At 66.6% G+C, this 11,743-nt stretch carries 14 protein-coding genes; 6 read left to right on the top strand and 8 right to left on the bottom strand.

The window, feature by feature from the left end:
• Positions 1 to 2: 2 nt before the first annotated feature.
• Positions 3 to 398, top strand: coding sequence for a VOC family protein (locus BKA16_RS17970; RefSeq protein WP_183371959.1), 396 nt, complete (start codon positions 3 to 5; stop codon positions 396 to 398).
• Here the strand turns inward: BKA16_RS17970 and BKA16_RS17975 are convergent.
• The gene (locus BKA16_RS17975) at positions 391 to 1,806 is read right to left on the bottom strand and encodes a WS/DGAT/MGAT family O-acyltransferase (RefSeq protein ID WP_183371960.1); all 1,416 of its coding nucleotides are present in this window, start codon (positions 1,804 to 1,806) and stop codon (positions 391 to 393) included. The two genes, BKA16_RS17970 and BKA16_RS17975, sit on opposite strands and share 8 nt — an antisense overlap.
• A gap of 72 nt (positions 1,807 to 1,878) precedes the next feature.
• Here BKA16_RS17975 and BKA16_RS17980 point away from each other — a divergent pair, with 72 nt between their 5' ends.
• Positions 1,879 to 2,496 carry a pyridoxamine 5'-phosphate oxidase family protein gene (locus BKA16_RS17980; RefSeq protein WP_183371961.1) on the top strand — a complete coding sequence of 206 codons (618 nt, stop codon included), beginning with the start codon at positions 1,879 to 1,881 and terminating at the stop codon, positions 2,494 to 2,496.
• 42 nt (positions 2,497 to 2,538) lie between these two features.
• Positions 2,539 to 3,087: a maltokinase N-terminal cap-like domain-containing protein gene (locus tag BKA16_RS17985; RefSeq protein WP_183371962.1), complete on the top strand. Its 549-nt coding sequence runs from the start codon at positions 2,539 to 2,541 to the stop codon at positions 3,085 to 3,087.
• A 56-nt stretch (positions 3,088 to 3,143) separates the two neighbouring features.
• On the opposite strand, the gene BKA16_RS17990 is transcribed toward BKA16_RS17985, so the two are convergent.
• Both BKA16_RS17990 and BKA16_RS17995 read right to left on the bottom strand, forming a co-directional pair.
• Positions 3,144 to 3,299, bottom strand: a complete 156-nt coding sequence (locus BKA16_RS17990; protein ID WP_183371963.1) for a hypothetical protein — start codon at positions 3,297 to 3,299, stop codon at positions 3,144 to 3,146.
• A 5-nt stretch (positions 3,300 to 3,304) separates the two neighbouring features.
• A complete protein-coding gene (locus BKA16_RS17995) occupies positions 3,305 to 4,696 on the bottom strand; it encodes a glycine--tRNA ligase (protein WP_183371964.1) in 1,392 nt (463 codons plus the stop codon).
• 141 nt (positions 4,697 to 4,837) lie between these two features.
• On the opposite strand from BKA16_RS17995, the gene BKA16_RS18000 reads away from it, so the two are divergent.
• The 3 genes from BKA16_RS18000 to BKA16_RS18010 all read left to right on the top strand — a co-directional run bounded on the left by BKA16_RS18000 (position 4,838) and on the right by BKA16_RS18010 (position 6,935).
• A complete protein-coding gene (locus tag BKA16_RS18000; RefSeq protein WP_183371965.1) occupies positions 4,838 to 5,170 on the top strand; it encodes an ArsR/SmtB family transcription factor in 333 nt (110 codons plus the stop codon).
• Positions 5,167 to 5,577: a Fur family transcriptional regulator gene (locus BKA16_RS18005; protein WP_183371966.1), complete on the top strand. Its 411-nt coding sequence runs from the start codon at positions 5,167 to 5,169 to the stop codon at positions 5,575 to 5,577. Before BKA16_RS18000 ends, BKA16_RS18005 begins: the two co-directional genes overlap by 4 nt.
• 623 nt (positions 5,578 to 6,200) lie before the next feature.
• The gene (locus BKA16_RS18010) at positions 6,201 to 6,935 is read left to right on the top strand and encodes a Clp protease N-terminal domain-containing protein (protein WP_183371967.1); all 735 of its coding nucleotides are present in this window, start codon (positions 6,201 to 6,203) and stop codon (positions 6,933 to 6,935) included.
• Here BKA16_RS18010 and BKA16_RS18015 read toward each other — a convergent pair.
• From BKA16_RS18015 to BKA16_RS18035, 5 genes are all read right to left on the bottom strand, one after another.
• Positions 6,932 to 7,726, bottom strand: a complete 795-nt coding sequence (locus BKA16_RS18015) for an isoprenyl transferase (RefSeq protein ID WP_183371968.1) — start codon at positions 7,724 to 7,726, stop codon at positions 6,932 to 6,934. The genes BKA16_RS18010 and BKA16_RS18015 overlap by 4 nt on opposite strands.
• Positions 7,726 to 8,499 carry a DNA repair protein RecO gene (gene recO / locus BKA16_RS18020; RefSeq protein WP_183371969.1) on the bottom strand — a complete coding sequence of 258 codons (774 nt, stop codon included), beginning with the start codon at positions 8,497 to 8,499 and terminating at the stop codon, positions 7,726 to 7,728. Before recO ends, BKA16_RS18015 begins: the two co-directional genes overlap by 1 nt.
• A 47-nt stretch (positions 8,500 to 8,546) precedes the next feature.
• Entirely contained in the window at positions 8,547 to 9,374 is an 828-nt protein-coding gene (locus BKA16_RS18025) for an alpha/beta fold hydrolase (RefSeq protein WP_183371970.1), read from the bottom strand.
• Positions 9,375 to 9,476: 102 nt separating this feature from the next.
• Positions 9,477 to 10,394 carry a GTPase Era gene (gene era / locus BKA16_RS18030; RefSeq protein WP_183371971.1) on the bottom strand — a complete coding sequence of 306 codons (918 nt, stop codon included), beginning with the start codon at positions 10,392 to 10,394 and terminating at the stop codon, positions 9,477 to 9,479.
• A complete protein-coding gene (locus BKA16_RS18035) occupies positions 10,391 to 11,743 on the bottom strand; it encodes a CNNM domain-containing protein (protein WP_183371972.1) in 1,353 nt (450 codons plus the stop codon). Before BKA16_RS18035 ends, era begins: the two co-directional genes overlap by 4 nt.

Consider the following 11,743-nt stretch of genomic DNA (forward strand, 5'->3'; position numbering starts at 1 on the left):
GCGTGAAAGCGCGTATCGAACTCACCGGCATCTTCGTCCACGACCAGGCCGAAGCCCTCGACTTCTACACTCGTCACCTCGGTTTCGTACTGCGTCACGACGAGCCGGCCGGCGCGTTCCGGTGGCTGACCGTGGTCGGCGGCGACACCCCCGACGGCCCGGAACTGCTCCTCGAACCGAACGAGCACCCCGCTGCCCGCGCCTACCAGCAGGCGCTCGTCGCCGACGGCATCCCGTGCGCATCGTTCAAGGTCGACGATGTGCGAGCCGCGTGCGCCGAACTGGCTGCCGCGGGCGTGCGCGTCGTGACCGAACCGATGGAAGCCGGACCCGTACTCGTCGCCGTGATCGACGACACGTGTGGCAACTACATCCAGCTGATGAGCGACGTCAGCTGACGTCGCTCAGCGGGGCCGCGGCTTTCAGCCTCTCCAGTTCCTCGGCGAAGTGGACGATCAGCTTCTCCGGGCTCCGCATGCTCGCCTTGGCGGCGATCACGCCTACGTGGACGACACCGTTGTTCGACAGCACCGTGATGTTCAGGCCCGCTCCGTGCATCACCGGGCCGAACGGATACAGCCCGACCACCTGAGCTCCGATGAAGTAGAGCGGCATCGGCGGGCCGGGGACATTCGAGATGACCAGGTTGTGGATCACCGGATGCTTCTCGGCCAGGCGCATGCCGGCGTAGGCGCGCATCGCCAGACCGAATGTGCGGGGCGCGGCGAACTCGGCCCAGTCCTGCAGAGTGTCCGCACCGACCGCCTTGTGATGCTCTTTGGCGTTCTTGTTCGACTCGGCCATCGCCCTCAGGCGCTCCAACGGGTCGGCGATGTCGGTGCGCAGCCGCATGAACAGCGCCGACACCTTGTTCGCGCCGTTGGCCCGCTTGGACTCCTCACGCACCGACACCGGCACCGAAGCCAGCAGCGGACCGTCGGGCAGCTCGCCGCGCAGCTCGAGATACGAGCGCAGCGCGCCCCCCGCGATCGACAGAACGATGTCGTTGACCGTGGCGCCGGTGGCCTTCCGCACCGCTTTGATGTCGCCGAGCGACAGATCCGCGACGGCCGTCGTCCGATGGCCGTCGATCGTGCCGTTGAACGACGTCCGGGGTGCGGTGAACGGCGGCGCCATCGTCGTCCCCGCCCACGCTCGACCGATGGTCTCGGAGATCAGGCCGATCGACGGCTGCACCAACTTGGGCAGAGAGAACGGGCGACTCAACGTGTCGAGCAGTCCCCGACCGATCAGCTCGAAGCCCCCGGGACCGTCCTCGTTTCGACCCGCGTCGTCCGGTGCCAGGGCGGGCGCATCCGGTTCCAGGCTGCACAGATACGAGATGAGGTTGGCGCCCGACGCGCCGTCGACCGTCGAATGGTGCATCTTGATGATGACGACGACCTTCTCGACGCCGTCGCGATCGACATAGCCTTCGATCAGCAGCGTCTCCCACAGCGGACGCCCGCGATCCATCGGCAGGCCCGCGAAATGCCCGGTCACCTCCATCAGCTCGGCATACCCGGCCGGTGCGGGCAACGCCATCCGGTGCACGTGATGATCGATGTCGAAGTGATCGTCGCGCACCCACACCGGGTGGCTCACGTCGAACGGAACACGACGGAGCCGCCGGGTGAACGGCGGGAGCTTCTTGACACGCTCGGCCAGGATCGCGCGGAACTCGGGATAGGAGTAGCCGTTCGGCATGGTCGACGTGTCGAGCACGATCAGCGCGCACACATGCATCAACTGCTCGGGTGTCTCCAAGTACAGGAAGCTGGCGTCGAGCCCGCTGAGGCGATCCATAGCCCAGGACGATACCCCAGAACTAGAACGTGTTATCGGATCGCACTGTACCGGTCGGTAACATCAGATGTCATGGCAACGCGCTACCAGCACCTCGTCACCGGCGACGCCGTCCGCGCCCGTCGGCAGGGCCTCCCAGCGAGTGGTCGGCCGCAGCCGCTCGACGAGGATCACGGACCGCAGGAACTGACCTCCCGTGAACTCTCCATGCTGACCGGAGCCTTCGCGTTCCACCTCGCCACGGTCACCGAATCCGGTTGGCCGTACGTTCAATATCGCAGCGGCCCAAAGGGATTCATCCACCATATCGGCTCCAATCGGATCGCCTTCGCCGACTTCCGAGGCAACCGTCAGTTCGTCTCCACCGGCAACATCGACGCCGACGGTCGCGTCGCGCTGTTCATCGCCGACTATCCGCTGCGCACACGCCTCAAGGTGTTCGGCCGCGCGGTCGTCAGCGACGATCCGGATCTGCTCGAGTCGCTGCGCCGGGTGCCCGGTGGGCGAGTGTCCGCGGTGTGCGAACGGAGCATCGTGATCGATGTCGAGGCCTTCGACTGGAACTGCTCACGCAGTCTGGTGCCGCAGTACACGACCGAGCAGGTCCGCGAGCGCGTCGAGCCCTACGTCGCACGTATCCGGGAGTTGCAGGACGAGGTCGAGGCGCTTCGGTCTCAGCTGCGACAGTAGCTCGACCGCGGCGGTCTCGACGGCGGCAGTAATGTCGCGGGCATGGCGATCATCTATGAGGCGACCCTCTCCCCCGGCAAGGACGATATGATCCGCCGCCGTCTCGACGAGGTTCCGTGGGGACCGACGGGCGACGTCGAGCGACTGGCGGCGTTCCGGTTCGACGATCCGGCGGGCGCCGTCGGGATCGAGGCGCACATCGTCGCCTGCGGAGGCCGGACCCTGCATGTGCCGCTCACCTACCGAGGCGCTCCGCTCGACGGCGTGACCGCCGTCGGCACGATGGAGCATTCGGTACTCGGCCGCCGCTGGGTCTACGCGGCGGGCGACGATCCGGTCGCCGTCGCCGCCTACCTCCGCGCACTGCGCGGCGAACACGGACCGGCCGACCTCGAACTCCACCGCGGCGACGGCGGCGTCGAAGCACTGCCGACCTCGGTGACACTGTCGGTCCGCGGCACCGCTCCGACCGACGGGGCGCTGCGTCTGACCGGCGACCTCGCCGACCCGGTGACCGGCGACGCGGAGCTGGTGGCGGAGTGGTCGGCGGGTTCGGCCGTCGTGGCCGCGATCGACGCGACCACCCCGTAGACGAGATTCGGGCGGCGCCGACCCGCTGGGTCGACGCCGCCCGAATCCACCGATCTCTAGCGCGTCCGTTCTCGATACAGCCAGGCGCCGAGAACGATCAGCCAGATCGGGATGACGATGCCGAACATCAGCCACTGTCCCTGACCGACCATCATGCCCGCGGCGATGAGCATCAGCACGCCGCTGAACAGCATGACGAACTTCGGGTTCATGAGTCTCAGGCGCCGATCAGCTTGCCGCCGAGATACTCGACCACCTTGTCCAGTGCCACGCGCTCCTGCGTCATGGTGTCGCGCTCACGGATCGTGACCGCTTGGTCGTCGAGCGTGTCGAAGTCGACGGTCACACAGAACGGCGTGCCGATCTCGTCCTGGCGGCGGTACCGCTTACCGATGCCCTGTGCGTCGTCGAAGTCGATGTTCCAGTGCTTGCGCAACTCGGCGGCGAGATCTCGGGCCTTCGGCGACAGCTTCTCGTTGCGCGAGAGCGGCAGCACGGCGGCCTTGACCGGAGCGAGTCGCCGGTCGAGCTTGAGCACGGTGCGAGTGTCGGTGCCGCCCTTGGCGTTCGGCACCTCTTCGTCCGTGTACGCATCGCACAGGAAGGCCATCATCGACCGTCCGAGCCCGGCCGCCGGCTCGATCACGTACGGCGTATAACGCTCGCCGGTGGCCTGATCGAAGAATGAGAGGTCCTCACCCGAGGCCTTGCTGTGCGTCGACAGGTCGTAGTCGGTGCGATTGGCGACGCCCTCCAGCTCACCCCACGGATTACCCGCGAATCCGAATCTGTACTCGACGTCGACGGTGCGCTTGGAGTAGTGCGACAGCTTCTCCGGCAGGTGCTCGTACAGGCGCAGGTTGTCCGGGTCGATGCCGAGGTCGACGTACCACTGGAACCGGGCGTCGATCCACTGCTGGTGCCATTCCTCGTCCTCGCCCGGCTTGACGAAGAACTCCATCTCCATCTGCTCGAACTCGCGGGTGCGGAAGATGAAGTTGCCCGGCGTGATCTCGTTGCGGAAGCTCTTGCCGATCTGCGCGATGCCGAACGGCGGCTTGCGCCGCGACGTGGTCATCACGTTCTTGAAGTTGACGAAGATGCCCTGCGCGGTCTCCGGGCGGAGGTAGTGCAGGCCCTCCTGGTCGTCGACCGGACCGAGGAACGTCTTGAGCAGACCGGAGAACGCCTTCGGTTCGGTCCACTGCCCCTTGGTGCCGCATTCGGGGCATGCGATCTCCGACATCGGGACCGTGTCCGGGTCGTCGATGTTCTTCTTGAGCGCGTAGGCCTCCTGAAGGTGATCCTGACGCTGACGCTTATGACAGTTGGTGCACTCGATCAGCGGGTCGGTGAAGACCTCGACGTGGCCGGAGGCCTCCCACACTCGACGCGGCAGGATGACCGACGAGTCCAGGCCGACGACGTCGTCACGCGAGGTGACCATGGTCCGCCACCACTGACGCTTGATGTTGTCCTTGAGTTCGACGCCCAATGGACCGTAGTCCCAGGCGGAGCGGGTTCCGCCGTAGATCTCACCGCAGGGATACACCAGACCGCGCCGCTTGGCGAGGTTGACGACAGCATCGACTTTGGACTGGACAGCCACGGTTAACTGATCTCCACGAACTAGGGGTCAAGGGTTCTCGTACAGGGTAGTCGGTGGCCGACGCATCGCGCTGCCCGCATGCGTGCGGTGCGAACAGGGACGCTTCTACAAAATGAAAACCAATACAGATAAGATGTCGTCATGGCGACCCCGACCGCACCAGCAGAACTCGTCGACGACCACGCCGCGCACTCCGCGGCCGGCGACCTCCTGCGCGCCCTGTCCGCGCCGGCTCGCGTCGCCATCGTGTTGAGCCTGCAGAACGGCGCGATGTGCGTCCACGAGTTGGTCGACGCCCTGCACCTCAATCAGCCTCAGGTGAGCCAGCATTTGAGTGTTCTGAAGCGTTCTGGTGTGGTGGTGGGTACACGTCGCGGACGCGAGATCGAGTACGCGCTCGCCGACGACCACGTCGCGCACATCGTCGTCGACGCCCTCGTGCACGCCACGGAACGGCGGGAAGGAAAGCCATGACCACGAAACCGGCGCGTCCCGTCACCGGGCAGCGGTCCACTAAGCAGCGTGCGGCGATCGCCGACGTCCTCTCAGCCACCGACGACTTCCTCTCCGCACAGCAGCTCCACGACAAGCTTCGCGATCGAGGCGAGTCGATCGGTCTGACCACTGTCTACCGGAATCTGCAGGCGCTCACCGAAGCCGAGCAGATCGACGCGATCTGGGACGGTTCCGGCGAGACCCGATACCGACACTGCTCGACGGGGCACCACCATCACCTGGTGTGCCGCGAATGCGGCAACACCGTCGAGGTCCAGGCAGACCCCGTCGAGCGATGGGCCGCCAAGATCGCCGCGGAGAACGACTTCTCCGACATCTCGCACACCGTCGAGATCTTCGGGACGTGCGCGGAGTGCTCAAAGTAGAGATCATCGGACTCCGGGATGCGACCTGCCGAGAAAGTCAGGCCTGATTCGCGGGCCGAAGGGTGATCTTCCCTTCGGGTCTACGGCGTGATTCGCCGACGGCTCGGACCGGACAGTGATGCGGCACGCCTTGTTCTTGCCGGTCTTGTGCTTACCGCGCCGCAGGTGAAGTCGTCGGACGTGCCCTGGCGGCACCCACAATCCATCGAACTGCAGCGCGTCGACACAGTTCAGGACACCTCCGTCCCGATCCGCCGATGCGGTCGTCTCGTCACGCAGCCGTGCCGCGAACCACCACGGCCGCAATCGGACCAGGTCGCCACCTGCGAGCATCCGCTCGATCATGCGGTCGTCGAAGCCGATCGCGACCAACTGCTGTTTCGTGTAGACCCCCGAGTCGTTCACACAAGGTCTGACGCACCGCCCGCCGCCCGAGTCCCACGACTCGCCGACGCATCGCGGCCCCCTCGGAAACTCAGGTCGAATCCGCGCGGCAAAGGGAAACCTTCCCCTTCAGCGCCCGATACCGACTGATTCTCCGGATAGGCCGGGCGATGCTCACCGGCAATGCCATCGTCAACCAGATGTTGACGACTACGGTATGTCAACTTACGGTTGACGACATGGTTGAGAACACTCCACTGAATCCACCGGTCCGCCTCGACGACATGATCGACGCGATCACGAAGACGCACGACGATCCACTCGAACAGCTCGGCGCGGCAGTGCTCGCCGCCGACCACCTCGGCGAGGTGGCCGATCATCTGATCGGGCACTTCGTCGATCAGGCCCGTCGTAGCGGCTCGTCGTGGACGCAGATCGGCGCCGGTATGGGCGTGAGCAAGCAGGCCGTGCAGAAGCGCTTCACCCCGAAGGATCCGGGCGCCGCGAACGACCTCGACCCGGCTCAGGGCTTCAACCGCTTCACTCCCCGCGCCCGGAACCTGCTCGCCGAGGCCCACAACATCGCGAAGGCGTCGGGCTGCGCCGAGGTGACTCCCGCACACATCGTCCTGGGGCTGCTGGCCGACTCCGAGTCGCTGGCAGTCGTCGTGCTCACACGGCTCGGGCTCGACACCGAGGCCCTCGGCGACTCGATTCGCGTGTCACTCTCGCCCTCGGACGACATCCCGGACCTACTCCCTTACGACGCCGGCGCCCGTAAAGCCCTCGAGTTGACGTTTCGCCACGCGCTTCGCCTGGGCCACGACTACATCGGTACCGAACACATCGTCCTGGCCCTCTACGAGGTGGAGAACGGATCGGGTCCACTGTCGAGCACGAGTGTCACCGCCGAACGGTTCGAAGCCGAACTGGTCGAGATCCTGGCGCAGTACGCCGTCGTACAGGACGGTTAAGCGCTGCCGAATCGTCGGTCACGCTTGGCGTACTCCAGGCAGGCGTCCCACAGATCGCGGCGGTCGAAGTCCGGGAACAGCTTCTCCTGGTAGACCATCTCGGCGTAGGCGCTCTGCCAGAGCAGGAAGTTCGAGAGCCGCTGCTCCCCCGACGGACGCAGGAACAGGTCGACGTCCGGCATGTCGGGCTCGTCGAGGTACTTGGCGAAGCTCGTCTCGGTGACGCGATCGGGATCGATCTCCCCGCGGGCCGCACGGCGGGCGAGTTCTCGGGCGGCATCGACGATCTCGGCGCGGCCGCCGTAGTTCACACACATGGTGAGGGTCATGACGGTGTTGTCCTTCGTCAGCTCCTCGGCGATCTCGAGTTCACGGATCACGCTGCGCCACAGCCGCGGACGACGTCCCGCCCACCGGACGCGGACGCCCATCTCGTTCATCTCGTCGCGGCGGCGGCGGATCACGTCCCGGTTGAAGCCCATCAGGAACCTGACCTCTTCGGGGCTGCGCGACCAGTTCTCCGTCGAGAACGCATACGCGGACAGCCACTTGACGCCGATCTCGATGGACCCGCAGACCGAGTCCATCAGGACGGCCTCACCGCGCTTGTGGCCCTCGGTACGGGGCAGTCCTCGTTCCTGCGCCCACCGTCCGTTGCCGTCCATCACGAGGGCCACGTGATTCGGCACGAACTCGGCGGGGATCGCCGGCGGCGTCGCCCCGGACGGGTGCGGGTCCGGTGGACGGATCGACGTCGGTGCGGCGGGAGCGGTGCGGGAGAATCGTGCCATCAGACGGCCTGGTCTTCCTGCGCCGTCACGTGGCGGTGCGGCGCGTGTCGTTCGATGAGCGGCAGGGTGCGGAGCTGACGCTCCAGATGCCATTGGAGATGGGCGGCGGTCAAACCCGTGGCCTGGCGTCGTTGTGAATCGGTCGCGGCGGAGACGTCGTCCCACTTCCCGCGGGCGAGGGCGTCCATCACGTCGAGGACGCCCATCGACGGTGTCGCCGCACCCGCCGGTCGACATCGCACGCAGACGGCACCGCCCGCGGACACGTGGAACGCCCGGTGCGGTCCCGGATCGGCGCATCGCGCACAGATGTCCAGGGCGGGCATCCAGCCCGCCGCCGACATCGCTCGGAGCAGAAAGGCGTCGAGGATCCACTGCCGGTCGCGGCGATCCTCGGCCAGGGCCGCCAGTGCACCGACCGTCAGACGATGCAGTTGTTCGGCGGGGGCACGCTCCTCGCCGGCGAGTCGCTCAGCGGTCTCCAGGACCGCGCACGCCGTCGTATAGCGACCGTAGTCGGCGGTGATGCCGTCGGAGAACGCGTGCAGACTGTGCACCTGCGTGATCACATCGAGATTGCGTCCGGGATAGAAGTGCACATCGACGTGTGCGAACGGTTCCAGACGTGCACCGAACTTCGACCGGGTCCGTCGCACTCCTTTGGCGACCGCGCGCACCAGCCCGTGCTCGGCGGTGAGGAACGTGATGATGCGGTCGGCCTCGCCCAGCTTGTGCTGACGCAGCACCACCGCTTCATCGGAATAGAACCTCACCGAGCCATTCTCTCACCACACTCCGACAACGGTCGGATCGACTCGCGTCAACCCCCGACGAACTCCGACAACGCCGCGGCGACCCGCTCAGGCTGGTCTTCGGGCAGCAGCGTCCACGAATCGTCGATCTCGACGAGCCGCGCGTCGCCGAACTCCCCCGCCATCCGCCGCGCGTGGCCGATCGGCATCATCGGATCCTCGACCGCCCAGAGCAGCAGCACCGGGCGATCGAACGCCACGACGTCGCGATGCCACGCGTCCAGTGTCGCCTTCGACGGCGTCCCCGTCACGAACTTCGCCAGATCGCGGCGCACGGCGGCGTCCCGTAGCGCGGGCGCGAACCAGTCGTCCATCACCTCATCGGGGATCCGCCTCTTCGACAGCGCCCCGTACGCGCGTTCGCTGTGCCGGAACAGGGCGGTGCGGGTCGACTGCATGAGCAGCCATGCGCCGCCCGGGATCCGGCACAGCGCGGCGGCCGGTCGAGCGGGCTTCGGCGGAAAGTTGTCGTACGCCTCGCACGAGGCCAGAACCAGCCGCGCGAGGCGTCCATCACGCCCTTCGGAGACGATGAACTGACCGCCGCCCCAGTCGTTGAGGACGAGTGTCACCTCGCGCAGGTCGAGGGCGTCGAGGAAGTCCCCGATGATCGCCGCGACCCCCGACTGGGTGAGGTCGGCGTCGCGCCTCATCGGACGTCGATGTGCTCCCAACGGCCACGTCGGCGCGATGCAGCGGCAACCGTCGAGCAGTGGAATCACCTTGCGCCACTGCGTCTCGTTCATGAGGAGACCGTGACCGAACACGAGCACCGGTCCGTCGCCACCGGTGTCGGTGTAGTCGATCGGTCCCGCGGGCAGATCGATGGTGGGCATGCCTGGACCGTGCGCCTTGTGTGGCGAGATGTCAAGGGGGTCTGGACGAGCGGGGGCTCGACTCCGCTCGACCGGCGGAAGGGTTCTCGACCGGCCGGAGGGTCAGAAGCCCAGGCGGCCCAGTTGCTTCGGATCGCGCTGCCAGTCCTTGGCGACCTTGACGTGCAGATCCAGATACACCTTGGTGCCGAGGAGCCGTTCGATCTGGGCGCGGGCGACGGTGCCGACCTCTTTGAGTCTCGACCCCTTCTTGCCGATGATGATGCCCTTCTGGCTGTCGCGTTCCACGAACAGGTGCGCGAACACGTCCACCACGTCGGAGCCCTCGCGCGGCACCACTTCTTCGATCACGACGGCCAACGAGTGGGGCAGTTCGTCACGCACGCCTTCGAGGGCGGCCTCCCGGATGAACTCGGCCATGAGGACCTGTTCGGGCTCGTCGGTGAGTTCGCCGTCCGGATAGAACGCGGGGCCCTCCTCACACAGTGAGACCAACACGTCGCCGAGGGTGTCGAGCTGCCGACCCGACTTCGCCGAACACGGCACCACTTCGGCGTCCGGGCCCATGAGTTCGGCGAGCGCCATCAGTTGAGTCGCCACCTTCTCCGGCCCCACCCGGTCGATCTTGGTGACGACGCCGACCTTCTGGGTCTTCGGCGCGATGGTGTTGATCTGTTCGACGATCCGCCGGTCGCCCGGGCCGATCGCCTCATCGGCCGGAATGCACACGCAGATCACGTCCACCTCGGAGTAGGTGTCCTGCACCAGGTCGTTGAGTCGCTGACCGAGCAGGGTGCGCGGCCGGTGCAGGCCGGGCGTATCGACGAGGATCAGCTGAGCGTCGGGCCGGTTCACGATCCCGCGGATCACGTGGCGGGTGGTCTGCGGACGGTTCGAGGTGATGGCGACCTTGTCGCCGACGAGCGCGTTCGTCAACGTCGACTTCCCCGTGTTGGGTCGGCCGACGAAGCAGACGAAGCCCGAACGGAACTCGGGCGGCGGCGACGTGAGGTTGGTCAAGCGGACTCTCCTATCGATGTGTCTGTGCTTGCGGGCAGCGGGTCGTCCTCGTTCCAGTCGGCACGCGCGTCGCCGGAGGACTTCTGCTTCGCGCGGCGTACGACGACGGTCGTGATGCGCTGTCGCCCGGACGCGGTGGGCCCGCCCTCCGCGGTCATCTTGAGTCCGTGGGACTTGACCTTGGCGCCCGGCAGCGGAACCCGGCCCAGGCGCAGTCCGAGGAGTCCGCCGACGGTCTCCACTTCGTCGTCGTCGATCTCGATGTCGAACAACTCGCCCAGATCCTCCACCGGCAGCCGGGCGGAGACGCGGTACTTGTCGTCGCCGAGCTTCTCGATCGGTGCGACCTCGTCGCGATCGTATTCGTCGGTGATCTCGCCGACGATCTCCTCGAGGACGTCCTCGATGGTCACCAACCCGGCGATGCCGCCGTATTCGTCGACGAGCAACGCCATGTGATTGCGTTTGGCCTGCATGTCTTCGAGGACGTCGTCGAGCGGCTTCGAGTCGGGGACGAACTCGGCGTCGCGCATCACCTCGCCGACGGTGAAGCCGGCGATCGGCAGCTTGGGCAGCATCTTCTCGACGAGATCCTTGAGGTAGACGACACCGACGATGTCGTCGGGGTTCTCGCCGATCACCGGGATCCGCGAATGCCCCGACCGGACGGCCAGGCTCATCGCCTGGTTCGCCGACTTGTCGTTCTCGATCCAGATCATCTCCGGCCGCGGCACCATCACCTCGCGAGCGTTCGTGTCGCCGAGTTCGAACACCGACTGGATCATGCGGCGCTCGTCGTCGTCGACCACACCGCGCTCCTGCGCGAGATCGACCACCTCGCGGACTTCGACCTCCGTCGCGAACGGTCCGTTGCGGTACCCCTTGCCCGGGGTCAGCGCGTTGCCCATCAGGATGAGGATGCGGGTCACCGGTCGCAGCAGCACACCGAGCCCGGTCAGGACCGGCGCGGAGACCATCGAGATCGAGTAGGCGTGCTGGCGGCCGAGAGTGCGTGGTCCGACGCCGATCGCGACGTACGACACCACGGTCATGGCGAGGACGGCGACCGCCAGACCCCATCCGGTGCCGAGCGCGTCGATCGCGACGACGGCGACCAACGCGATCGCCGCCGCCTCGCACAGCACTCGCAGCAGCACGGCCAGGCCGACGTACGTGGCCCGTTGTTCGAGCACGGTCCGCAGACGTCGGGCGCCCGCCCGCTGCTCTTTGAGCATGTCGTCCACGCGCGCCGCCGATACGGTCTGCAGCCCGGAGTCGACGGCCGCGAACACTCCGGCGAGCACGATGAGAACGACTGCCGCGCCGAGAAAGACGATGTCGCGGGTCAC

It is taken from the genome of Gordonia humi (assembly GCF_014197435.1).
Lineage (GTDB): Bacteria > Actinomycetota > Actinomycetes > Mycobacteriales > Mycobacteriaceae > Gordonia > Gordonia humi.

What these genes read in the sequence shown, in the direction of transcription:
- BKA16_RS17980 (WP_183371961.1), top strand. Translation starts at nt 1,879, where the DNA reads ATGGCAACGCGCTACCAGCACCTCGTCACCGGCGACGCCGTCCGCGCC.
- BKA16_RS18005 (WP_183371966.1), top strand. Translation starts at nt 5,167, where the DNA reads ATGACCACGAAACCGGCGCGTCCCGTCACCGGGCAGCGGTCCACTAAG.
- BKA16_RS18015 (WP_183371968.1), bottom strand. Translation starts at nt 7,726, where the DNA reads ATGGCACGATTCTCCCGCACCGCTCCCGCCGCACCGACGTCGATCCGT.
- BKA16_RS17990 (WP_183371963.1), bottom strand. Translation starts at nt 3,299, where the DNA reads ATGAACCCGAAGTTCGTCATGCTGTTCAGCGGCGTGCTGATGCTCATC.
- BKA16_RS18025 (WP_183371970.1), bottom strand. Translation starts at nt 9,374, where the DNA reads ATGCCCACCATCGATCTGCCCGCGGGACCGATCGACTACACCGACACC.
- BKA16_RS17985 (WP_183371962.1), top strand. Translation starts at nt 2,539, where the DNA reads ATGGCGATCATCTATGAGGCGACCCTCTCCCCCGGCAAGGACGATATG.
- BKA16_RS17975 (WP_183371960.1), bottom strand. Translation starts at nt 1,806, where the DNA reads ATGGATCGCCTCAGCGGGCTCGACGCCAGCTTCCTGTACTTGGAGACA.
- BKA16_RS18010 (WP_183371967.1), top strand. Translation starts at nt 6,201, where the DNA reads ATGGTTGAGAACACTCCACTGAATCCACCGGTCCGCCTCGACGACATG.
- BKA16_RS18000 (WP_183371965.1), top strand. Translation starts at nt 4,838, where the DNA reads ATGGCGACCCCGACCGCACCAGCAGAACTCGTCGACGACCACGCCGCG.